Genomic DNA, 22,876 nt, shown 5'->3' on the forward strand with positions numbered 1-22,876 from the left:
ACAAGCATTGGCAAATTCACCATTGACCATTCACTATATATCAGTCAAAATTCTGCGGCGGGGTCTTATCGTCTTTTCCTTTGTTCATAATGACCAGCCCGATGGAAAGTCCGATAACACCGGCACCGGCGATCATTAAAGCTCTTTCAAGTTTATCTGCCTGGTCGTTTCCAAGATAGTTCATGAGAAAAAGAATAACAAACGTAATAACGCAGATAATGATATGGTTCTTTCCTAATAATTTCATGAGATTATTTTAATTTGTAGGAGATCATGATACCGCCTCTGTAAGGTATGATTTCGCCGCTTTTGTTGAATTTTTCAGCTTTATCATAACGGTCGCCTCTCGTGCGGTCATACCCTTTATAAAAGTCCTGTGATGTTCCCACGGTTCCATAAATATCGACGTTCCAGCGATCCGAAACTTTAAATTGGTATCCTGCAGTAACACCGAGTATCACCGAATATCCTTTTTGGTAAAGATCAGATGTTTTTCGCGTAATTCCTGTTTCTTCATCGGTAACGAGGCCATCGTTCCAATAATTCCATTTTTGTAAGGTGAAGCGGGAGCCTGCAATATTGGCTCCAACGTACCAGTGCTTAAAAGCTTCGTTGAAATAATATCTACCTTCTAAAGAAATAGAATAGTACTGCAGCTCGTGTCCTGCAAAAGATTTCCATGGAGAGATCAGAACATCGCCCTGCACGGTAATTTTTTTGCTTATCTGATGTTCCAGTCCAAGGTTTACAATTCCAATGGGGATAAATAAAGCGTTTCCTTTTACATATACGCTTTTTTCAGAAGATAGCTCCTGTTCCTGAGCATGTAAATTTCCTAATAAAAACAGGGTAAGAAATCCTGTAATAAATTTAATTTTTGACATTCGTTATTTCAGTTGTTTCAGTAATTCATTAGCTAAGGTGGAATCTTTTTGTGACTGGGTGGCTATATTTTTAGACATTTCTGCATAGGTTTTTGCCATCTCTTTATTTCCTGTCAAAAAATAAAGTTTGGCAAGGATGTACGTGTTTTCGGAAGTTTCGCCACGCATAACAGATTTTTCTGCCCATTCCGCTGCTTTTTTTAGTGATGACGGGGTTTTGATGTGTTCGGAGAATATCCATGCAGCCTTCAAAAGCTCGTTGGGTTCAAAAGCTTCTGAATTTTTATAGTAGGAGAGAGCTACTTTTTCATATTCGGGGAAATTAGCGTTCTGTTCGTAGTAGCTTAATTTAGTCTGATTAAGTTTTATTTCTGCATCATGCTTCCCTACGAGAGGCCCCGCATTTTTCATGAAATATTCGTCATTGATTTTCTTATTTTGAGAATCGATAGATTGCTCCACAATTTTTCCCAATTTGATCTGGCTGTCGAATTCTTTATAGGTTTCTTCCGGTAGAAATTTAATGATATCAACTTTTCTGTCAACGAACGTCTGATAGTTTTTATCTTCTGTGGATTTTAGAAAGAATAACAGGAATCCAACCTCATCTTTTGTAAACTCCTCGGTTTTTTTCTTATTCTCGAAATATCTTTCGGAGGCCTGCTTGGCAAAAGGATAATCCGTGGAAGAATTCAGTTTCATGATGTTGATCAGAAATTCAGGATTTTTTTCACCTTGGGCAAAACGTTCCTTCAGTGAACCTTTTTTATTTTTGGGAGAATTCACGTCCTGTGCCATGGTAAGAAACATACTCTCTTCCATGTAGCCAAAATTCTGCGAAACCAGTTCGCCGTCGCCGTTCAGGAATAAATAGGTAGGATAGGAGCGGACCCCGTATTTTGCAGCAATATCCCTGCCTTCGCCCTTTTCCATATCGAATCTCGCGTTCACGAAGTTGGTGTTGAAATAATCCCCTACCGATTTCTGGGTGAAAACATTTCTTTCCATCATCTTGCATGGGCCGCACCATGAAGCATAAGCATCCAGGAAAACTATTTTCTTTTCCTTTTTTGCTTTGGCAATAAGATCTTTAAAGGGCAAGTCCTGAAATTGGATGGCTTCCTGGGCAAATGCTGCTATTGCAGAAAATAGAAATAAACCGGAGACAATCTTCTTCATTTTCAAATAAAAATTTCAAAAAGCGAAGATACTTAAATGAATTGGGATTGGTGTCAGATTAATTGTCATTTAACAAAAATTCAATTAAAAACAAAAAAGTCACCTCATATGAGGTGACTTTAAGTGGTTTCTCCAGGAATCGAACCAGGGACACATGGATTTTCAATCCATTGCTCTACCAACTGAGCTAAGAAACCATTTGGTGTACTTCGTTTTTGAAGTGGTGCAAAAGTAATAATAATTATTAAATTCTGCAAGGTTTATTTTAAAACAGTTTTGAAATAAAAACCACCTTTTTAAAGGTGGTTTTTATAAGTGGTTTCTCCAGGAATCGAACCAGGGACACATGGATTTTCAATCCATTGCTCTACCAACTGAGCTAAGAAACCATTCTTGTACTTCGTTGTTTTAAAGTGATGCAAAAGTAGTAAGTTTTCGTATATGAAGCAAGTATTAACAATACTTTTTTTAACAAAACTTAAAAAACTACTGATTTTCAACCGTATTATTTTCCTGCTCCCTTCTGATCTGCTCACTCATTTCCTCAAGTACGGGCTTAATCGTGCTTTCAGGAAGATCACTTATACGGATATACATCAGCCCATCGATCGCATCATTGAAATTCGGATCCACATTGAATGCGATTACTTTCGCATTCTGCTTGATGTACTTTTTGATTAAAACAGGCAGTCTTAGCTCCGGTTCAAGATCATCAATAATTTTATCAAGCTTATTCAGGTCGGATTCCATTTCTTCGAAGAAAAGGTGTTTATCCCTGTCCCTGAGCTTTACTTTATACTCATTTCGCGGAGTGATGTATTGTGCCACTGCAGAATCATAGTAATTTGAGCGCATGAACTCGATCATCAGGGATTTTGAGAATTCGGAAAATTTATTGGAAATACTTACACCGCCCATGAGGAACTTATGATCCGGATTTCTCAGGCATACATGTACAATACCTCTCCATAAAAGGAAAAGGGGAAGCGGTTTCTGCTGATATTCCCGGCAGATGTAGGCACGGCCCATTTCGATCACCTTTTTAAAGAACGGGTGGATGTCCTGCTCAAATTCAAATAAAGAACTCGTATAAAAGCCTCTGATTCCGGATTTTTTCATTACTTCTTTACCCAAAGCCATCCGGTAGGCGCCCACGAGTTTCTCTGCAGCACTGTCCCAAAGGAAAAGATGATGATAGTGTTTATCATATTCATCCAGATCGAAAGGCATGTTGCTTCCTTCACCTACCGCGCGGAACGTCAGCTCGCGCTGACGGCCGATTTCCCGCATGATGGAAGGGATTTCCTCATAATTGGTAAAATATACTTCGTAATTTCCGTTACTGAAAAACATTTTGTCCGTACCTTTCAGTTTGGAAATATCCTTTAAAATATCTTCCTTCGGCGTTTCATCGATGATATTCTGAACGATATTCTCTTCTTTCAATAAAGGAAACTTTACCGACAGGTTTTTAAGATTGATGCTTTGGGCCAGCGATTTCCTCTTTTCGTAATAAGATTTCATCATATACACCTTACGCTTCAGGAATTCGCCAAGCTCTTCGATGGTTTCCATATCATCCATAGCTTTTACCGTAATCGGCTTTCCGATCCTGATCCTTATCGGCTTTTCGCGGTCGTTCATCATTTCTGCGGGAAGCATCACGGTCTGTAAATTAGGATGAAGCTTTGCTACCTGGTAGAACATTCTGCTGTTTTTTGCGTGAAAATACATAGGAACTACCGGAACTTTGGCCATACGGATCAGCTTTAGCGCCGGTTTTTCCCAGTCTTTATCCAGTATTTCACCGTAGGGATTGTTTTTGTTTGAAACTTCTCCTGCAGGGAAAATTCCTACACAGCCTCCGTTTTGCAGATGCTTTAAGGTTTCCCGCATTCCGGAAGAACTGCTGTATGCATTTTTTCTGTTCTCAAAAGGGTTCACGGAAATTACGTAAGGCTCCATCGGCTTGATCTTTTCCAGCAGGAAATTTCCCATCACCTTAAAATCAGGACGTACTTCCGATAAGATCTTGCACATCAGGATTCCGTCAATCGCACCCAGCGGATGGTTTGAAACCAAGATAAACGGCCCTGTTTTCGGAATTTTTGCCAGATCCTCTTCAAAAGCGATATAGCTTAAATTACGCTCTCTCACAAATGAGTCGAAAAAATCTTTACCTTCCTTGTCTTTCAGTTTATCGTATAACTTATTTACTTCGTTTATTTTAGCAATGCTCATCACTGCAGATGCAACAGGATTCTTAAGAAATCCTATTTTATGTAAGCCGGAAGCCTTTATTAAATCGTTTTTCGAAATTAAACTCATGTGTGTTTAGTCGCAATTAGTTTTATTGTGTTACCATTTGAAGCGTATTCTTCGAAATCTGCTCCAATAATACACTTTTTTCCTGGTAAAATTGGTCTATGTTTTCGATCTTCGCATTTCTTACGGTAAATAAAGATACATTTTTTACCACTTCCGTCTTAAAGAATTTCTGAAGTTCTTCATTTAATTCATCAATGGTGTTGAATTTATCCTCCAGGCATAAAGCCAGTGAGATGGCAGAATTCTGCATCAGGGAAACTTTAATTTTATATTTGGATAAATATCCGAAAATCAGGCTCATGTGGTCTTCTGCAATAAATGAGAAGTCTCTTGTTGAAATTTTTAATAAGGTCTGGTTTTCTTTTAAAATATAAGATTCTTCGCTTTGGTTTTTTTCTGATGCACCGACTTTCGTTCCTGCTTTTGTAGGATCAACAAAAGATTTTACATAGAAAGGAATATTTTTCTGCTGAAGCGGCTGCAGTGTTTTCGGGTGGATGACACTGGCTCCGTAATAAGCCATCTCGATAGCTTCTTCATACGAAATATGGGAAAGAAGGGAAACATCCTTAAATTTTCTGGGATCTCCCGTCATTACTCCCGGCACATCTTTCCAGATCGTCATTGCTTCGGCATTCAGGCAGTACGCGAAAATCGCAGCGGAATAGTCAGATCCTTCTCTGCCTAAGGTTACGGTAAAATTGTTTTCATCGGAGCCGATAAAACCCTGGGTAACATAACAGATTTCTTTATTGAGGTTGGAAATGAATTCTTCGGTCTTTGTCCAGTCTACGACGCCCTCACGGTAAGAATTGTCGGTTTTAACATAATCCCTGGCATCCAGCCACTGATTGGTAAACTGGATTTCGTTCAGGTATTCGCTTACGATTTTTGTAGAAATCATTTCCCCGCAGCTCACAACCTGGTCATAGACAAAACTGTAATTCGGCGATTTGTTTCTCCGTAAAAAAGAATCGATATCGTCAAAAAATAAATTGATCTCCGCAAAGACAGCATGATGTTCCGGAAATAATCCTTCGGCAATCTCAATATGTTTCCGTTTTATCTTTTCAATTTCCGTTTGATAGTTATCCTTTTTGAAATAAAGCTCTACTACTTTTTCCAATTCATTCGTCGTCTTGCCCATCGCTGAAATCACCAGCAGACATTTGGCAAATCCCTGGCTTTTTAAAACCATAGATACGTTTTTTACGCTTTCAGCATCCTTCACCGATGCTCCACCAAACTTGAAAATGTTCATTAAATTGTTAATAATAAAATTGTTAGATAAAAATTACGGGAATATTTTACGGGCCTCAAAATTATAAATTTACAACGAGATATGAAAGAGCCTTTGAATTTCACCCCCCTTAAGATTTTATTAAAATCATTAAAACCGCCGGAATATTTTTACTGCAATCCTGAAACGGGAGCTTGTTTTTATGATAAGGCCGGTGTTTTTTCGGTAAAATAGCATTGTATATTGTTTACATACAATGGATTAAGTTCTTTTATTAATAATTATTTTACATTGTGATAAATTTTACGAAATTTGAGGAAATCGTAAAAAGAAAAATATGTCAGAGCAACCATTACAGACTTTAGGAGAGTTCCTTATCGAGAGGCAGGATGATTTCCAGTATTCCACCGGAGAATTTTCCCGCCTTCTAAGTGCGATAAGGCTGGCTTCCAAAGTAGTAAACAGAGAAGTGAATAAAGCAGGAATCGTAGACATCGCAGGTGCCGCCGGAAACCAGAACATTCAGGGAGAAGAGCAGCAGAAACTGGATGTGATCGCCAATGAAATTTTTATTACGGCTCTGTCTCAGCGTGAGGTTGTCTGCGGAATCGCTTCCGAGGAAAATGATGATTTTATTGATATTAAATGTGGAGAAAACGGCCATTTAAGCAAATATGTTGTATTGATCGACCCTTTGGATGGTTCTTCAAATATTGATGTGAATGTTTCCGTAGGAACCATTTTCTCTATTTTCAGAAGAGTAACCGAGCCGGGGACCCCGGTGCAGCTGGAGGATTTTTTACAAAAAGGAGTAAACCAGATTGCGGCAGGATATATCATTTACGGTTCGTCCACGATGATTGTTTATACTACAGGAAATGGAGTAAACGGATTTACGCTGGATCCTTCCCTCGGAACGTATTATCTTTCACATCCTAACATGACATTCCCGAAAACCGGGAAAATCTATTCTATTAATGAAGGAAACTACATTAAATTTCCTCAGGGCGTAAAAAATTATCTGAAGTACTGCCAGATGGAAGAAGGGGACAGGCCATATACTTCACGGTATATCGGCTCTCTTGTTGCCGATTTCCACAGAAATATGCTAAAGGGCGGAATTTATATCTATCCTTCCTATTCACAGGCCCCAAACGGGAAATTAAGATTGCTGTACGAATGTAACCCGATGGCTTTTATTGCAGAACAGGCCGGAGGAAAAGCAACAGACGGCTTTAGAAGGATTTTGGAAATTGAACCGACAGAACTGCACCAACGCATTCCGTTCTTCTGCGGAAGTGTCGGAATGGTAGAAAAAGCGGAAGAATTTATGCGAATCGACAGTGTAAAATAATGAAAGCAGAATATTCAAAATACCTATTAGAATTCAAGCGCCCGAGTGGAACATCTCGCGGCGTTTTGCTTGAAAAAGAAACATTTATCCTGCAAATTTCGGAAAACGGAAAAATAGGTACCGGAGAATGTGCCATCTTCAGGGGACTGAGCTTTGACGACCGGCCGGATTACGAGGAAAAACTTCAATGGCTGTGCGACAACATTCAGCAGGATGCAGAATTTTTAAAGAAGAATTTACAAGATTTCCCGTCCATCTGGTTCGGGTATGAACAGGCTGTGTTTAATTTAAAGCATAGCGGAAATGTTTACTTCCCCAGTGAATTTACTGAAGGAGCATCGCCAATCAGGATTAATGGGCTGATCTGGATGGGCAGTATCGATTATATGGAAGAGCAGATCCGCGATAAATTAAAACAGGGCTTCCGCTGCATTAAATTAAAAATTGGTGTCAACTGGAAATCCGAGCATGAAATTCTTCAGAAACTGAGAAAGAAATTTTCCGCTGAAATGCTGGAGCTCCGTGTGGATGCCAACGGAGGTTTCAGTAAAGAGGATGCGAAAATTGTTCTGAATCAGCTTGCTGAGTTGAAAATCCATTCTATTGAACAGCCGATAAAAGCAGGAAACATGGATAATATGGCTGAATTATGTGCTGAAACACCTACGCCGATTGCATTAGACGAAGAATTGATCGGAATTACCGATTTTGATGAAAAGAAAAAGCTGTTGGAAACCATAAAACCGCAGTACATTATTCTTAAGCCTGCTTTGGTGGGAGGTTTTGCAGGATCGGATGAGTGGATTTCTTTGGCTGAGGAGCAGAATATCGGATGGTGGATAACCTCCGCATTGGAAAGCAATATCGGCCTGAATGCCATTGCCCAGTATACTTTTACAAAAAAAAGCCCGATGCCGCAAGGATTGGGTACCGGAGCTTTATTTGTAAATAATTTCGAATCACATCTTGATCTTCAAGGTGAATTGCTATGGTTCAAAATATAAGCAAGATAAATGCATTAACAGACTGGTGCAGGTGAATCCGGACAGGTCTGCTGACCGCAATAGTCGGGAGCCCATGATCTGCAGCACATGGCCGTGGGATTCCAGCTGTTGCATCCCAAAGGAGGCTTTCCTCCTGTAATGGTTTTTAATACTTCCTTCGTGATTTTTTTTAGATTTTTCATAAAACATTGATTTATTGGATTGGTTCTGTAAATATGAAAATCTTTTTGGAAACGCGCAAAAAATTCAGCGTAATTAACAGATATTAAAGAATTTATTTCTTCTCAAATCTACTGATTACCCTGAAGCATGATTTACGAAAATTTTGTCTTGTACTCTAAATCTTAGACGCTTTATTTAAATCACGTCTTTTACGAAAATTGCTTTCTTAATGTATTCTAACAATACAGAAAACTTTGTTCTGAATTTTTCCATGATATAAGTTATATTTCCCCAATAGTTGTAATAATAATCGTGCAATCTCTATGCCAGACTGTACTATCATAATTTTTCAATAATGTGTGATATTTAGTGCTTGATTCAATAGGTTGGTTGATAGGTTATTGTAAATGTATTTTCGTTGTTTTTAATTCGATGGGTAATCAGATTCCGGTCAATTCCATTCAGATTCTGGAAGATGTCATTCTGTACCATCGAGCTGGATAGGTATCCCCAGTGATTTCCCACTTCAAATTTAAAAGAGTCCAGAATATCATCTTCCACGAAAGTACAGTCGATGATGGAAACGATATCTTTAAAATGTTCAATATCGCCCGGTCCGTTTTTTCCAAGCCTGGGGGTAAGAATATTTTTAGTGAACTGGGAAATGCCCAGAATCACATCTTTCCTGTTCAGGTAAATGGAAACACGGTTTGCCAGCAAAGGAAGCTTATTGAACGAATCTTCTGAGTCTTCAAAAACCCGGTAGCTGACATCTGAATTCAGCAATAAAACCTGATCGATTACCCGAAGAATATTTTCCTTTTTCAGGCTGTAAAGCATACTCTGCAAAACACGGTTACCCATCGAATGGGCCATGAGATGAATTCTCTGGTTGCATGGAGCCAGGTTGCGGTTTGAAAAAATATCCTTCAGGAACTGGGTGTAAAAGTAGAAAAGCCGTACCAGAGAAGTTCCTGAGTTGATACTCGCGGCTTTATCATCAAAATAGGTAAGCGGAACAATACTGCTCGAGGCCGGCCAACTGATAAACAGAATATGTTCGACAGGTGATAACGGATTATCGATAAAGATTTTTTTTAGATCGATAATGGCTTTCAGTTCATCATCAAAATCATAAGCATATCCATGGATGAAAATCATGACGTCACTCCGGTCTTTGGTGGACGACATATTTTTGTACAGTTCATAGAACATCCTTTGGGTTCCGCCAAGATTATCCGCGGTTAAAGGGGATTCTCGTATCCCTTTTTCCTTCAGTAGAACATCCAGCACTTCCTCATAGCCCTGCTTTTCAGGTTCTGAGAAAAGGGTGTAGTTTAAAATGTTACGGTTGGTGTAGTCCTTGTTATTTTGGGCCGCTTTTGTAGGCTCTATATAATTTTCAAAGTCACATTTGGCAATTCTGAAATTTGGGATTGAATATTCATCATTGGAAAAAGAGTCTGTTTTTTCTCCTTTATGACGAACGATTTTTCTATTGCTCAGGATGTAAACGGCCATGGTGGTATTAATTTGAATAACGGTCTTTTAGTCAGCCTAAATTAAGCAAAAATATGATATGCGGATCATGTATCGTTTGAAATTATCATTTGGGTAAACCCTTAAATTTCCCTAAATTTGCCAATTGTCGTATTATACGGCATCATAAAGCGAATTTTAATGGAAGAAGAAAAAAAATCACTCAATTTTATTGAGCAAATTATCGAAGATGATTTGGCAAACGGCCTGAAAAGAGATCAGATCCGTTTCCGTTTTCCGCCTGAACCAAACGGTTATCTGCATGTAGGTCACACTAAGGCGATCTGCATCAACTTCGGTTTGGGTGAAAAATACAATGCTCCCGTAAACCTTCGTTTCGACGATACGAACCCTGAAAAAGAAGAACAGGAATTTGTGGATTCTATTATGAAAGACGTTGAATGGCTAGGTTTCAAATGGGATAAAGTACTGTACGCTTCCGATTACTTCCAGCAGCTTTACGATTGGGCGGTCCAGCTTATCAAAGAAGGAAAAGCGTATGTAGATGAGCAGCCTTCCGAAATCATTACCGAACAGCGAAAAAACCCTACAGAACCGGGAGTGGAATCTCCATACAGAAACCGTCCGGTTGAAGAATCCCTGGATTTATTTGAAAGAATGAAGAACGGTGAATTTGAGGAAGGTGCAATGTCGCTTCGGGCCAAAATCGATATGACATCTCCCAACATGAACATGCGTGATCCGGTGATGTACAGAATCCTGAAAAGACCGCACCACAGAACGGGAACCGAATGGAAAATTTACCCGATGTACGACTGGGCGCATGGGGAATCCGATTATATCGAACAGATTTCGCACTCGCTGTGTTCCCTTGAGTTTGAAAACCACAGGCCATTGTACAACTGGTATCTGGATCAGGTTTATGAAGAAGGAAAGGTGAAAAACAAACAGCGGGAATTCGCGAGGATGAACGTTTCCTATATGATCACTTCGAAAAGAAAACTGCAGCGGCTGATCGCTGAAAAGGCAGTGAACGGTTGGGATGATCCGAGAATGCCTACCATTTCCGGGATGAGAAGAAAAGGGTTTACCCCGGCTTCCATCAGGAATTTTATTGAAAAAGTAGGGGTTGCCAAAAGAGAAAACCTGATTGAGCTTCAGCTGCTGGAATTCTGCGTCCGTGAAGACCTGAATAAAGTAGCCAAAAGAGTAATGACGGTCGTGGATCCTGTGAAATTAATCATTGAGAACTATCCTGAAGGTCAGGAAGAATGGCTGGAAACGGAAAACAACCCGGAGCAGGAACATGCAGGAACCAGGGAAATTCCGTTCTCCAGGGAATTGTATATTGAGCGTGAAGACTTCAAGGAAGAAGCCAACAATAAATTTTTCAGATTGAAATTAGGAGGCGAAGTACGTCTGAAATCTGCTTACATCATCAAAGGAGAAAGGGTAGAGAAGGACGAAAACGGAAACATCACAACCATTTATGCTACCTACGATGAAAAATCCAAATCCGGAAGCGGTACGGAGGAAAGTTTAAGAAAAGTAAAGGGAACCATCCACTGGGTATCTGCAAAACACGCCATTCCTGTTGAAATCAGAAACTATGACAAATTGTTTACGGTAGAGCAGCCGGACGCTGAAAAAGACGTGGACTTTCTGGATTTCATCAATCCGGATTCCGTAACAACCGTACAGGGATTTGCCGAGCCAAACTTAAAAGACGTAGCTGTAGGAGAACCGCTTCAGTTTCAGAGAATTGGCTATTTCACTAAAGATCAGGACTCTACGGATACAAATTTTGTATTCAACAGAACCGTAACCTTAAAAGACTCTTATAAGCCGGAGTAGAAATTATTTATACCATATAAATGAACAGGGCTTAATTTTTTAAGTCCTGTTTTTTATTTTAAACACTAATGACACGATTATGCTCAAAAGTATCACAAATATTATTAGTGGTCATTTATAAAAAATTAGTGCTGTCTGTGGTTAAAAATGAAGTGGGCGATAACTGACATGTAAGAATTAAAATATAAAAAATCAAAATTGTGAAACTATTAAAAATATACATCAACTCATTCAGAGGGCTGTCGGCGGAAAGCTGGATGCTGGCTTTGGTGATGCTGATCAACCGGTCAGGTTCGATGGTGCTGCCTTTCCTGGGTGTGTACATGACCGATCATTTAAAATTCGACATTAAGAGTGCCGGCATCGTGCTCAGCTTTTTCGGGATCGGCTCGGTAGTCGGTTCATGGATCGGTGGAATGATTACGGATAAAATCGGAGAATTCAGGGTACAGAGCATGAGCCTGTTTCTGAGTGTTCCCATGTTCTGTCTGATTCCCCTTTTTCATACTGAGGCGGGGCTTGCGGCGATTATTTTCATCCAAAGCTCCATTAGTGAAGCATTCCGGCCGGCGAATTCAGTCGCGGTTTCCAAATATGCCAAGCCCGGCAACATCACGCGGGCGTTTTCACTGAACCGGATGGCGGTAAACCTGGGATTTTCCGTCGGTCCTGCACTGGGAGGGATTTTAGCCGCGATTTCGTATGACTTCCTTTTTTATTCCAATGCCGCGGGAGCTTTACTCGCCGGACTAACTTACGTTTTCTTTTTCAGAAACCGAAGTTACAGAAATAAAGAAAAGTCTGATGTTGCTTCGTCTGATACAACGGTATCTCCTTATAAGGATTCAAGATTTATTCTTTTCGCAGCAGCCTGTTTCCTTTTTTCCGTATGTTTTTTCCAGATATTGAACACGCTCACTATCTTTTATAAGCAGGAAGCCCGTCTTTCTGCAGAGAAAATAGGCTATATTCTGGGCTTCAGCGGGGTGATTGTTGTAGTAATGGAAATGATCATGGTACAGATCGCAGAAAAATATTTAAAGCTGAAAACAACCATGCTGCTCGGGACGCTTTTCTGTGCCGTTTCCTTTGGGATGCTGGCAGCAGGAACTTCCTTATGGATCCTGGTGGTTTCTATTACCATTCTGAGTCTGGGTGAAATATGGGCGCTTCCGTTTATGGCCACCATTACGTCACTTCGCTCGGGAGCCCATAACAAAGGGGCTTATATGGGATTGCTGGGAATTGCTTTTTCACTTTCATTCATCATCACTCCTTCACTGGGAACTTTCGTAGCGGAACGTTTCGGTTTTACCTTCTTATGGTCAGCAACAGGAATTATTCTCGGAATAACAGCGGTTGCCTTCTACTATATTGTTCCGTGGATGATCGGTAACAGAAAAGAAACGCATGAATAAATTAAAAATAATGTTAGATGAAGGAACCTGTTGGGCAAACGGGTTCTTTCCTTATAGATCAGGTGATTCTGTCAGTGTTAAAAAGGCTGGAAGAAGGACGCCGGATTCCGGAAGATAAGATCTTCAATAGCGTCGGGCTTTAGCCCGATGTGATTATATCAGTTTAAAATCCGGCTTTAGCCAAAACTTATCATCAGTTTGGCTAAAGCTTATTTAAATCAGCCGGAAAACTCTGAGATACATACGCCATCTTTAATATTAATTGAAAACTTCCTTTTAATATATCCTGATTATAAACGAAAGTATGGTTTTTGCATAGCCTCAGGCAATGACAAAACTGTATTTTCTTCTTCCTATGTTTTCGGCTTCCCTGTTTCTGGCTCAGCAGAAAGATTCTGTAGGCCTGATTTCTGAAGTCTGTATTGACGCTTATAAAAAACCGACGGCTTTTATATCTTCCACGAAGTCTGTTTCCGTAGTTTCTCAAAACCTTCTTACCCAGAATCCACCGGAAAGGATGCTCGAATCCATCAACCAGGTTGCCGGCGCGAGAATGGAAGAGCGTTCACCGGGAAGCTACCGGATTTCATTACGTGGAAGTACGTTAAGATCACCTTTCGGGGTACGCAATGTCAAAGTGTACCTGGATGATTTTATCCTGTCCGATGCTTCTGGAAATACTTATTTCAATGTGATTTCACCTGAACTCATCGACCGCATGGAAATCTACAAAGGTTCCGAGAGCGGGGACTACGGAGCTGCCACGGGAGGAACCGTTCTTCTGAAGACAAAACGGTCAGATCAGATTTCGGCAAACCTTTCAGCCGGGAGCTACGGAACTTTCAATCAGAGTTTCGACCTTTCAAAGCAGCTGGGTAAGCATTTTGTTGAGGTCTTTCAGAATTATTACCAGACCGATTCTTACCGGGAGCAGGCTAAGGTTCAGCGGAAACAGGTTTTCCTTAAAGATCATTTCAAATATTCTGAGAAAGTTTTGCTGAAAGCCATGCTGATGTATTCCGATCTCGATTACCAGACGCCGGGCGGACTGACGCTGGAACAGATGAATGCCGACCGGAAACAGGCAAGACCGGCAACAAAAACATTGCCCGGAGCAAAAGAACAGGATGCCGGAATCCGCAATAAAATGATCCTGGCGGGACTTTCTCATGAATTCAACATCACTCCCGAATTTTCGCATTTTGTTATGGTTCAGGGCTCGTACGTCGATTTTGAGAATCCGTTCATTACCAATTTTGAGAACCGTTTTGAAAAGAATTTTGCGCTGAGAACCCATTTTAATTATGAAAAAAACTGGAATTCCGTTTCACTGGCTTACCGTCTGGGATTTGAAGGCGGGATCAATGATATTTTAGTTAAAAATTATGATAACATACTAGGAACAGAGGGGAACCCCCAGAATTTCGACCGGCTAAGAAACACTTCCGGATTTTATTTTTTATCCCAAAAGCTGAATGTCGACGAACGGCTGTTTACTGATATTTCCGTCAGTTTAAACTCAAATGCCTACGATTGGGAACGGCAGTATCCGCGGGAAGAAAATGGAAAAGTATGGTTTAAAAATCAATGGCTTCCGAATTTCGGCGCCGTTTATATTATAGGAAAAGGTTTTTCAATACGTGGGAAGATAGGAAAAGGGAATTCTGCTCCTACGAATGAAGAGATCCGCTCTTCAACCCAACAGTTCAATGCAGATCTAAAACCGGAATTCGGCTGGAACAAGGAAGCGGGAATAAGAAAACAGTTCGGAAATTCCATATTTCTTGAAGGCAGCTACTTCGATTTCCGGATGAAAGATGCGATTGTAAGAAGACAGAATGACGCCGGGCAGGAGTATTTTGTGAACTCGGGAGAAACGGTTCAGAAAGGAATAGAAGTGTTGATCGAATCTAAAAATTTTGATTTGAAAAATAATGTTCTGAGCCGGTTTAAATTCAGGTTCTCCGGGAGCTTTTATGATTTTAAATTTAAAGATTACCGACAGAATGAAAATGACTTTTCCGGAAATGATCTTACCGGAGTACCGAAAACCACCATCAACAGTTTGCTGAACTTTACTTTATTCAGGAAATTATTGGTTGATTATTCCCATTTTTACACTTCAAAAATCCCTTTGAATGATGCCAATTCGGTATGGTCGGAAGCCTGCCTGATCGGAAATGTCAGGTTTGGCCTTCCGGTAGACCTGGATAAAACAAGGCTGAACTTATTTCTTCAGATCCAGAATTTATACAATGAAGAGTACGTGCTGGGCTTTGATATCAACGCTTTCGGAAACCGGTATTACAATCCTGCCGCCAAAAGGAATTTTGTTTTTGGGGTGAAGGTTGATTTTTAAATTAGCATAAACCTGAAGTAGAAATAGCATTAACGGGCTGAAAGAGGGAAGCTGGATTCCAGAATTTTATTTTTGTCAACGTTATTTTCACGGGTACTACTTATCAATGAATCTTTGGTTATCATATCAATATGAACTCTGTTTAAATTCTGATTTACGCATCTGAATTCCAATCATAGGTTGTATTCCATTTTTATTATGGCTGATTAAGGATCTATATCTTATAATTTCAAAGCTTGCCATCAATATATCTGAATGCTGTATCCATATAGGATTCATTGGTTTTTGTTTTGTCATCTGCCTTTTCTATCCTGATGTCCGGAGCAATTCCTTCACCGATGATCCGGTATTCTTTTCCCGAACGGTCCACGATATTTCCGATGGTCAAAACGAGGAAAGACCCGTCGGAAAGTTTATATTCCTGGTTTCCGGAGGTTAACCCCTGTGTATTAACACCGATCAGTTTTACATTTTTCTGTCCTACGAAGGCAGCGGTAATGAATTCAGCTGAGCTGCCGGTGACTTTATTAATGAGTACGGCAATGGCCGCTTTTATTTGCGAGGGCTGCTTTTCCTTCAATGTGAAAAATTGGGTCGCTGCAGGGCCTTCGTAAAACTTCCCTCTTTTATAGTTGAAATATTCAATGGTTCCTTCGGCATCTTTTGTCCCTACAATATTTTTTCGGTCGAAAAACGGTGCGGCTGCGGCATACATGGGATAAAGCATTCCTCCGTAGTTGTCCCGCAGATCAACGATCCAGCCTTTGGGCTTCTGTTTCTGCAATTCATTTACTTTGGCGTAAAAAGTATTGATGTACAGGTTCCAGTCGTCTTTGTTGAAAGATCCGATATCAGGTAAACTTATGTAAGCATATTTGTTTTTCAGCAGCTTGCTTTCAATTACCGGAAACTCCTGTCCGGTGGCCTTGTAGCCTAATGTATATTGCCTTACTTCTTCCGCGGGATAAAATTTGGAATGTGAATCCCCCAGTGATTGTAATGCTTTTTCCAGAACAGGATAGGTTTCTTTAATCGTTCCTACCTTAGAGGTATTCTCAAGGGTTATACGGGACAATTCTTCCCAATTCACCTTTGATTTATTAACCGATTTATGCTTCATAATGTCCAGCGCTTTAGAAACATATTGCTGAATGCTGTCTTTCTGGGCCGAAATCCGGGTTGAAAAAAGGACTGCTGTCAGCGATGCGGCAACTAAGAATTTATTCATAGTCTATTTTTAATGGGATAGCGGTTTAAAGATAGCTTAAATAAATAACAATGCGGTCTTTAAAATAACAGAATATCAAGTTTTTGCAAGAATATTCCGAACAATCATTTCCGCATGGATCCTGGAGTTTTCAATAAACCACAGATGGGTATCTTTTCCTCCGCAGACAACACCTGCAAGATACAGATCCGGAACGTTGGTCTCCATGGTTTCGGGATGGTAAAAAGGGTTCAGGCATTCGCCCTGCAGTTCGATACCGGAATTTTTCAGGAAATCGAAATTCGGGAGGTAACCGGTCATGGCCAACACAAAGTCATTCTCAATTTCATTGATATCTCCGTTTTTATCTTTAAAAACAACGGCGTGTTCTTTAATTTCCAGTAATTCAGATCTGAAATGCGCAGTGATGCTTCCTTCTGCAATCCGGTTTTCGATATCCGGTTTTACCCAATATTTTACACTGGGCGAAATTTCATCATGACGGATGATCATGGTTACTTCAGCACCTTTCCGGTACGTCTCCAAAGCCGCATCTACCGCCGAGTTGCTGGAACCCACCACCACAATTTTCTGTCTGGCGTAAGGGTAAGGTTCGATATAGTAATGTTTTACTTTAGGTAAATGTTCACCCGGAATATTCATCAGATTAGGAATGTCATAAAATCCGGTAGAAATAATAACGTTTCGGGCAGCATAAGTTCTTTTCGTCGTTTCAATGGTAAACATTTCATTTTCTTTGGAAATTTTTTCCACTTTCTCATACAGGTTGATGTTGATATTTCGCTGCCGGGCAATGCCCTGGTAATATTCCAGTGCTTCCTGCCGTCCCGGTTTAGGAGCGGTAGAAATAAACGGAATGCCATCAATCTCCAGCTTTTCCGCGGTTGAGAAAAAACGCATGTATAAAGGATAGTTGTATAAGGAATTCACAATGGTTCCTTTTTCGATAATTAAATAGCTGAGGTTGTTTTTTCCGGCTTCCAGGGCACAGTTTAATCCGATAGGGCCGCCTCCGATAATAAGAATATCTAAAATGTCCATAAAACAAAATTACAAAAAACGATAAAGCAATAGGTTGTAAACCCAGCAAAAACCGTACAACATAAGATAACCTGTCAATTAAAAAAGAATAGAGTAAACACAGAGATTAAAAAATGTGGCATCTGTTTTGTTAAATAATAAGGTTAAATATTGTAAAAAATATGAAAAAAGTGGTACTCCTTTTATCTTTTTTAGCAGCAGTTTCCTGTAAAAAGAATCCTGAAAAATTTGTCAACGACAATCCTGAATCTGCCAAGCCTTTACAAACAGAGACTGTTCAGGAAAAGTCAGGGGCAATGGATAAGGAAACTGCGCTGAAAGCGGCTAATGAAGCAGTACTTCAGGCGCTACACGACAAAAATTATAAGAGATTTTCCGAATTTATCCATCCTGAAAAGGGCGTACGTTTTTCCATGTATGCCTTTGTAAGCCCTGAGGGCGATAAACTTTTTTCTAAATCTGATTTCATCAAATACCAGCCGACGAGAACTATTTTTACATGGGGCGCATTGGACGGTTCCGGAGATTCTTACAAGTCAACGATCACTGATTATTTGATAAAATGGGTTTATTCAAAAGATTTTGCAACGGGGCAGGTATCTATTAATGAATTTCAGGGAAGAGGAAATTCACTGAACAATTTAAAAGAAATTTATCCCAAAGCGGATTTCACGGAGAATTTTGTCAAAGGCACAGGAGAAAATGCAGAAATGGACTGGAAATGTCTTCGCTTGGTTTTTGAAGATTTTCAGGGAAAATATTATCTGGTAGGGGTGATTAATGATCAGTGGACGATTTAATCTCCCACTGATAATGGTATTTTATGTTTTAACACATTAGATAAAAGATCAAAGATTTTTTAAAACTTTTGTGCACTTTCGTCATTATTAAACATTCAACTTATGATACGGGATGAATGTCTTTTGTCACTTTTGCGGTAAAAAAAATCCATCTAAAATCTCAGCCAGCTTTTTCGTCAGGTTTCTTCTGGAAAACTGTTCGATGTTTTGGGTATTCTCTACCAATTGATTTTTCTTCCAAAGTTCAAATTTTTCAAGGATGAAATCTTTGATGGTTTCAGTATCCTGATAGCTGAAATGTTTTCCTGCCCAAGTGTCTTTAAGGATTTTGGCAACATCAGCCTGATCCGGCCCAAAAGAAAGAATCTGTTTTCCAGTGGCCAGATATTCGAAGATTTTTCCCGGAATAATACCTTTCGAGGACTCATTTGGGAAATTGGTGATCAGCAGAATATCCGAAGCATGCATTTCGTCAATGGCTTTGTCATGGGAAAGGTAACCCAGATTTGCAATATGGTTCTTTACAGCAGAAGTCTCAATCGAATTTAAAATTTTATCATCAATTCTTCCGGCGAATTTTAAAGTGAAATTTTCAGCAAATTCCGGATTTGTTTTTATCAGTTCATCTAACATCTTCCAGAGGTTTTCAGGATTTCTCAGCTGCTCCAGAACCCCGATATAACTAAGGGTAAACTTCCGTTGCTGATGATCGCCTGCTGTCGGCTTATGGGTTTGTGAACCGGCATCGGCCTCATCGAAGCCGTTGGTAATGCAAAGAGAATGTGCCCCGTTTTTTTTGAAGTTTTCAGCATCGGTGTAACTGGTGGCCAGGGTAATGTCGGCATTTCTGAAGACTTCACTTTCCAGCTGACGGTGCTTCCGGTCGGAACTTTTGGTAAGCTTTAAATGCTTGTAGTAAGAAATTTCCGTCCACGGATCTCGGAAATCAGCAATCCATTTCAGATCGGGAAACTTTTCTTTCAATGCCAAACCAATAAGGTGCAGCGAATGCGGCGGCCCCGAAGTAACCACAACATCGATCTTATTTTCTTTTAAATACTGTTCCAGAAATGTGACGGAAGGCTTCACCCAGAATACCCTTGCATCCGGAATGAAAAAATTTCCCCGTACCCAGATCGAAAGCCTGGATTTCCAGCTTTGGTTTTGGCCGACATCAAACTGTCCGGCTTTGAACTTTTTATTGCTTTTATTGAGTTTTTCAGCCAGTTGATAGGGTTCCCAGATTTTTGTTTTTACGATCTCAATATCTTTTGGAATATCCTTTAGCAGACTCTCATCCAGTAAAGGGTAGCTTGGATTTTCCGGGGTATAAATCACAGGAGTCCAGCCGTTCTCCGGCAGGTACTTGGCAAACTTCAGCCACCGCTGAACACCGGGACCTCCCGCAGGAGGCCAGTAATAGGTGATGATGAGTATTTTTTTTTGTGGAATCATTGGTTGTTATTTTTACCGCAAAAGATACAAAAGATGATTAGGGGTTTTTAGTTATTCAAAAGCAGACAAAATATAAATTTATATTTTAATCAAGTTGGTCAAAATACTTATTGATGAATGTTTCCTGACCAAAATGATAGATGTTTTTTACATTGAAATTTACCAGAATGCCTTTAGGAACTTTTAACAAATTTATGTAATTAATAACCTGTGATCTATGAATCTCCAGAATAGAAGCAACTGCTTTTATTTCCAAAACAATTAAATCTTCTATTAAAAAATCACACTTAAAATCACAATTCAAATGCTCATCTTTATAAATTACAGGAATCTGAAACTCATACTTATATTCTATATCTCTTAGTTTAAATTCTTTTTCTAAAGCTTTGTGATAAACGATTTCTGCCAATCCTGCACCCAAAATTTTATGAACTTCAATACAAGCCCCCATTAATACGATAGGTCAGGTCCGTTATATATTTTTGAGTAATCATTAATATATCGCTTTTTCAGACTTTTGAATTTCTATAATTCAGCAACTTTTCTTTTGTCTCTTTTGCGGTAGAAAAAGTAAATTCCCAGTCCGCTCAAAATAATAAACAGCCCGAAGCAGATCAGTGAAATCCATTTTCCTTTTTCGATCACTTCCGGTTCGAAAATCATTCTTACATGGTGGCTTCCTGCAGGAACATGCACGGCACGCAAAAGGTAGTCGGCTTTGATGTAAGGGACTTCTTTTTCATCCACAAGAACCTTCCATCCATGAGGGTAATAAATCTCCGAAAATACAGCCAGCTGCGGCGTTTTCGACTGGGATCTGAATTCCAGTTCGTTCGGTTGGTATTTCGTTAAATTGATAAATGCGGTGGAATCGGCCTGAACCGGTTTGCCTTCGAAATATTTTCTGTCGGAAGCAGCGATAACCGCTGTCTTTTTACTGTTGATGGTCCCGATCGCTTTGATTTCCTGGTTCGGGGAATCCACAAACTTAAGATCGCTGACAAACCATGCATTTCCGTTGGCCTTTGGATTAGGCATTGCCTGTGGCTGTTCCGGTCCGCCCAAAACGAGGTATTTGGCATTCAGGAGATTCAGGATATTTGGAACTTTTATCGAATCCATCACCTGGAAATATTCATTGATGACATCATCATATCTTCTCAGTTTTACCGCATGGTATCCTCCGATGGAAGATTTGAAATAAGAAGTATTGGTCTCGCTGAACGTTCCTAAAATATTATTGAAAATACGATAATGTGTTTTGTCTTTGTCGGCGATCGTTTCCAGGGTTTTATTGACATTTACGTTGGCCAGAATCGATTCAAGATTCGGATTTCCCTGTGCCTTTTCAGCCAGAAGATCCGAGCTTTCCGTCTGGAAAGGGTTTTCGGCAAAGATTTTATCCACGTAGTTTTCATCATTCAGATACCGTTTGTTTACCGTCCACAAGTCGAATAAACTGACTACCCCGATAATCACCAGAGCGATGTTCTGATTGAGCTTCTGTTTTAAAACCATGAATAAGACTGCAACGGTAATCGCTACATAAAAGAAGGCTTTAATGGCGTCAATCCGGAACATTTTAAATCTTTCGTCGACCAGGTAATCCAACAGGAAAGGAGGGAGGTAGGTCTTTTCATTTTCCGTCTGGAAACCTAATAAAGATTTTCCGAAGAGCAGTAAAATTAAAACAAAACCTAAGGTGCCTCCTCCGACATACAAAAGGATTTTCTGTTTGTATTCTTTGGTTAATTCATTATCTGTAAAGAACCGGTACAATCCGATAATGGCGATCAATGGGAATAATAATTCAACCACCACCAGGATGGAAGAAGGTGCCCTGAATTTATTATAAAAAGGAATAAAATCGATAAAAAAGTCGGAAAGTGCCATGAAGTTGCTTCCCCACGCTAAAAAGATGGTGAGAATAGAAGCGCCCAGGATCCAGTAGCGGTACTTTTTCCAGGCAAAGAAAAATCCTAAAAGTGCCAGGAAACATACAATCGCTCCCTGGTATGCAGGTCCGGAAGTTCCAGGTTGGTCGCCCCAGTACGTAAGGCTTCCGAAACCTTTGGAAATTCTGTCGTATTCAGCCTGTGAACTTACATTCTGCTGAACCATTTCCTGGATTTTTGCCATCATTTCCTTTCCTTCGGGTTCCTGGCTTCCACCGCCCATCAGTCTCGGGATAAAAAGATTCAGCGTTTCCAGTTTTCCGTAGCTCCACATCAGCATGCTTTCCTTATCCATCCCGGAATCTCCTCCGGTATGGCTTTCGTTGGTAAGGATCTGCTTTCCGCGGACAGTTTCCTTAATGTATTCGGAATTGGCCATGATCCGTTGGGAATTCATTCCTACCCCTATTAAACAAGACGCTGCAATAATACCTGAAGAGATCAGAAAGTGCTTCACCGGTATTTTTTTCTGAATGGTCCTGATCAATTCAGACAGGAATAAAAATCCTAATGCTAAGAAAAGGTAATAGGTCATCTGCGGGTGGTTCGCGGCAATCTGGAGCCCCATAAATAGGGTAGTGACAATAAATCCCCAAATGTATTGCCTCCGGATATACACCAGCAGGATCCCGGCTAAAAGCGGAGCAAAATATTCAATGGTATTGATTTTCCCGTTATGTCCGGCTGCAATGGCGATGTAAAAATAGGTAGAAAGGCTGAAGAAAGTGGCTCCCAAAAGGGCATACTTCCAGTTTCTCACCACCACCATTCCCAGCAGGAAAAAACCTGCCGCAAGCAGGAAAAGATAATTGACGGGCCGTGGGAAAAAGTTCAGCTTGGAGTCGATGTTTTTAATAATATCCCCTTCAAACCGGCTTCCCATCTGGTACGTCGGCATCCCACCGAACATGGAGTCGCTCCAGTAGGTTTCCTTGCCGGCAGCATCCCGGTAATCGAGGAGCTCTTTCGCGCCGCCGCGGTACTGTACGATGTCATGCTGGAAAAGCTGTTTTCCCGTAATAACGGGCGTGGAGTATAAAAATGCTAAAACGATAAATATCACTAATGAAATTGCAATATAAATCAGGTTTTTATTTTTCGCCATGTGATGGTTA

At 40.2% G+C, this 22,876-nt stretch carries 19 protein-coding genes and 2 tRNA genes; 7 read left to right on the forward strand and 14 right to left on the reverse strand.

The features are described from left to right. Positions 1-40: 40 nt before the first annotated feature. From ACED20_RS12455 to ACED20_RS12485, 7 genes are all read right to left on the reverse strand, one after another. Positions 41-247 (reverse strand): hypothetical protein, encoded by a 207-nt coding sequence (locus ACED20_RS12455; protein WP_294199498.1) that lies wholly within the window; start codon positions 245-247, stop codon positions 41-43. 4 nt (positions 248-251) lie between these two features. Beyond that, positions 252-884, reverse strand: coding sequence for a DUF3575 domain-containing protein (locus tag ACED20_RS12460; RefSeq protein ID WP_294241790.1), 633 nt, complete (start codon positions 882-884; stop codon positions 252-254). Positions 885-887: 3 nt separating this feature from the next. Then, a complete protein-coding gene (locus ACED20_RS12465; protein ID WP_378104883.1) occupies positions 888-2,063 on the reverse strand; it encodes a thioredoxin family protein in 1,176 nt (391 codons plus the stop codon). A 124-nt stretch (positions 2,064-2,187) separates the two neighbouring features. Further along, a tRNA-Phe gene (locus tag ACED20_RS12470) sits at positions 2,188-2,260 on the reverse strand. Between the two features lie 119 nt (positions 2,261-2,379). Next, positions 2,380-2,452: transfer RNA gene (locus tag ACED20_RS12475), tRNA-Phe, on the reverse strand. Positions 2,453-2,549: 97 nt separating this feature from the next. Next, positions 2,550-4,391: a lysophospholipid acyltransferase family protein gene (locus ACED20_RS12480; protein WP_294199501.1), complete on the reverse strand. Its 1,842-nt coding sequence runs from the start codon at positions 4,389-4,391 to the stop codon at positions 2,550-2,552. Positions 4,392-4,413: 22 nt separating this feature from the next. Next, positions 4,414-5,652: an aspartate kinase gene (locus ACED20_RS12485; protein ID WP_378104885.1), complete on the reverse strand. Its 1,239-nt coding sequence runs from the start codon at positions 5,650-5,652 to the stop codon at positions 4,414-4,416. A gap of 316 nt (positions 5,653-5,968) precedes the next feature. Between ACED20_RS12485 and fbp the strand changes: the two genes are divergently transcribed. Together fbp and ACED20_RS12495 are read left to right on the forward strand one after the other, a co-directional pair. Continuing rightward, positions 5,969-6,985, forward strand: coding sequence for a class 1 fructose-bisphosphatase (gene fbp / locus ACED20_RS12490; protein WP_294199503.1), 1,017 nt, complete (start codon positions 5,969-5,971; stop codon positions 6,983-6,985). Next, the gene (locus tag ACED20_RS12495) at positions 6,985-7,989 is read left to right on the forward strand and encodes an o-succinylbenzoate synthase (protein WP_294241780.1); all 1,005 of its coding nucleotides are present in this window, start codon (positions 6,985-6,987) and stop codon (positions 7,987-7,989) included. Before fbp ends, ACED20_RS12495 begins: the two co-directional genes overlap by 1 nt. 14 nt (positions 7,990-8,003) lie before the next feature. Here the strand turns inward: ACED20_RS12495 and ACED20_RS12500 are convergent, their stop codons facing one another. Beyond that, on the reverse strand, positions 8,004-8,171 hold the full coding sequence (locus tag ACED20_RS12500; protein ID WP_294228705.1) for a hypothetical protein: 168 nt from the start codon (positions 8,169-8,171) through the stop codon (positions 8,004-8,006). A gap of 358 nt (positions 8,172-8,529) precedes the next feature. Continuing rightward, positions 8,530-9,672, reverse strand: coding sequence for an alpha/beta hydrolase (locus ACED20_RS12505; RefSeq protein ID WP_378104889.1), 1,143 nt, complete (start codon positions 9,670-9,672; stop codon positions 8,530-8,532). A gap of 159 nt (positions 9,673-9,831) precedes the next feature. Between ACED20_RS12505 and ACED20_RS12510 the strand changes: the two genes are divergently transcribed. The 4 genes from ACED20_RS12510 to ACED20_RS12525 all read left to right on the forward strand — a co-directional run bounded on the left by ACED20_RS12510 (position 9,832) and on the right by ACED20_RS12525 (position 15,282). Then, the gene (locus ACED20_RS12510; protein ID WP_294226231.1) at positions 9,832-11,505 is read left to right on the forward strand and encodes a glutamine--tRNA ligase/YqeY domain fusion protein; all 1,674 of its coding nucleotides are present in this window, start codon (positions 9,832-9,834) and stop codon (positions 11,503-11,505) included. 200 nt (positions 11,506-11,705) lie between these two features. Then, entirely contained in the window at positions 11,706-12,923 is a 1,218-nt protein-coding gene (locus tag ACED20_RS12515; RefSeq protein ID WP_294241777.1) for an MFS transporter, read from the forward strand. 17 nt (positions 12,924-12,940) lie between these two features. Beyond that, positions 12,941-13,066, forward strand: coding sequence for a hypothetical protein (locus ACED20_RS12520; protein ID WP_345766221.1), 126 nt, complete (start codon positions 12,941-12,943; stop codon positions 13,064-13,066). 185 nt (positions 13,067-13,251) lie between these two features. Further along, positions 13,252-15,282: a TonB-dependent receptor gene (locus tag ACED20_RS12525; RefSeq protein WP_294241775.1), complete on the forward strand. Its 2,031-nt coding sequence runs from the start codon at positions 13,252-13,254 to the stop codon at positions 15,280-15,282. A gap of 229 nt (positions 15,283-15,511) precedes the next feature. Here ACED20_RS12525 and ACED20_RS12530 read toward each other — a convergent pair whose 3' ends face one another. Together ACED20_RS12530 and ACED20_RS12535 are read right to left on the reverse strand one after the other, a co-directional pair. Next, on the reverse strand, positions 15,512-16,510 hold the full coding sequence (locus ACED20_RS12530; RefSeq protein WP_294311892.1) for a S41 family peptidase: 999 nt from the start codon (positions 16,508-16,510) through the stop codon (positions 15,512-15,514). A gap of 75 nt (positions 16,511-16,585) precedes the next feature. Then, positions 16,586-17,551, reverse strand: a complete 966-nt coding sequence (locus ACED20_RS12535) for a YpdA family putative bacillithiol disulfide reductase (RefSeq protein ID WP_294226217.1) — start codon at positions 17,549-17,551, stop codon at positions 16,586-16,588. 161 nt (positions 17,552-17,712) lie between these two features. On the opposite strand from ACED20_RS12535, the gene ACED20_RS12540 reads away from it, so the two are divergent. Beyond that, positions 17,713-18,351 carry a hypothetical protein gene (locus tag ACED20_RS12540; protein WP_378104893.1) on the forward strand — a complete coding sequence of 213 codons (639 nt, stop codon included), beginning with the start codon at positions 17,713-17,715 and terminating at the stop codon, positions 18,349-18,351. A gap of 126 nt (positions 18,352-18,477) precedes the next feature. Here ACED20_RS12540 and ACED20_RS12545 read toward each other — a convergent pair whose 3' ends face one another. From ACED20_RS12545 to ACED20_RS12555, 3 genes are all read right to left on the reverse strand, one after another. Further along, positions 18,478-19,803, reverse strand: coding sequence for a glycosyl transferase family 1 (locus ACED20_RS12545; RefSeq protein WP_294241832.1), 1,326 nt, complete (start codon positions 19,801-19,803; stop codon positions 18,478-18,480). Between the two features lie 88 nt (positions 19,804-19,891). Beyond that, complete coding sequence (locus ACED20_RS12550) at positions 19,892-20,227, reverse strand: GxxExxY protein (protein WP_294241767.1); 336 nt, start codon at positions 20,225-20,227, stop codon at positions 19,892-19,894. 104 nt (positions 20,228-20,331) lie between these two features. Next, positions 20,332-22,866: a YfhO family protein gene (locus tag ACED20_RS12555; protein ID WP_378104896.1), complete on the reverse strand. Its 2,535-nt coding sequence runs from the start codon at positions 22,864-22,866 to the stop codon at positions 20,332-20,334. Positions 22,867-22,876: the final 10 nt, after the last annotated feature.

The sequence above is a fragment of the Chryseobacterium sp. sg2396 genome, assembly GCF_042610505.1.
Classification (GTDB): Bacteria; Bacteroidota; Bacteroidia; order Flavobacteriales; family Weeksellaceae; genus Chryseobacterium.

What these genes read in the sequence shown, in the direction of transcription:
- ACED20_RS12530 (WP_294311892.1), bottom strand. Translation starts at nt 16,510, where the DNA reads ATGAATAAATTCTTAGTTGCCGCATCGCTGACAGCAGTCCTTTTTTCA.
- ACED20_RS12525 (WP_294241775.1), top strand. Translation starts at nt 13,252, where the DNA reads ATGACAAAACTGTATTTTCTTCTTCCTATGTTTTCGGCTTCCCTGTTT.
- ACED20_RS12485 (WP_378104885.1), bottom strand. Translation starts at nt 5,652, where the DNA reads ATGAACATTTTCAAGTTTGGTGGAGCATCGGTGAAGGATGCTGAAAGC.
- ACED20_RS12480 (WP_294199501.1), bottom strand. Translation starts at nt 4,391, where the DNA reads ATGAGTTTAATTTCGAAAAACGATTTAATAAAGGCTTCCGGCTTACAT.
- ACED20_RS12535 (WP_294226217.1), bottom strand. Translation starts at nt 17,551, where the DNA reads ATGGACATTTTAGATATTCTTATTATCGGAGGCGGCCCTATCGGATTA.
- ACED20_RS12555 (WP_378104896.1), bottom strand. Translation starts at nt 22,866, where the DNA reads ATGGCGAAAAATAAAAACCTGATTTATATTGCAATTTCATTAGTGATA.
- fbp (WP_294199503.1), top strand. Translation starts at nt 5,969, where the DNA reads ATGTCAGAGCAACCATTACAGACTTTAGGAGAGTTCCTTATCGAGAGG.
- ACED20_RS12455 (WP_294199498.1), bottom strand. Translation starts at nt 247, where the DNA reads ATGAAATTATTAGGAAAGAACCATATCATTATCTGCGTTATTACGTTT.
- ACED20_RS12540 (WP_378104893.1), top strand. Translation starts at nt 17,713, where the DNA reads ATGAAAAAAGTGGTACTCCTTTTATCTTTTTTAGCAGCAGTTTCCTGT.
- ACED20_RS12495 (WP_294241780.1), top strand. Translation starts at nt 6,985, where the DNA reads ATGAAAGCAGAATATTCAAAATACCTATTAGAATTCAAGCGCCCGAGT.
- ACED20_RS12520 (WP_345766221.1), top strand. Translation starts at nt 12,941, where the DNA reads ATGAAGGAACCTGTTGGGCAAACGGGTTCTTTCCTTATAGATCAGGTG.
- ACED20_RS12505 (WP_378104889.1), bottom strand. Translation starts at nt 9,672, where the DNA reads ATGGCCGTTTACATCCTGAGCAATAGAAAAATCGTTCGTCATAAAGGA.
- ACED20_RS12460 (WP_294241790.1), bottom strand. Translation starts at nt 884, where the DNA reads ATGTCAAAAATTAAATTTATTACAGGATTTCTTACCCTGTTTTTATTA.
- ACED20_RS12465 (WP_378104883.1), bottom strand. Translation starts at nt 2,063, where the DNA reads ATGAAGAAGATTGTCTCCGGTTTATTTCTATTTTCTGCAATAGCAGCA.
- ACED20_RS12500 (WP_294228705.1), bottom strand. Translation starts at nt 8,171, where the DNA reads ATGAAAAATCTAAAAAAAATCACGAAGGAAGTATTAAAAACCATTACA.
- ACED20_RS12510 (WP_294226231.1), top strand. Translation starts at nt 9,832, where the DNA reads ATGGAAGAAGAAAAAAAATCACTCAATTTTATTGAGCAAATTATCGAA.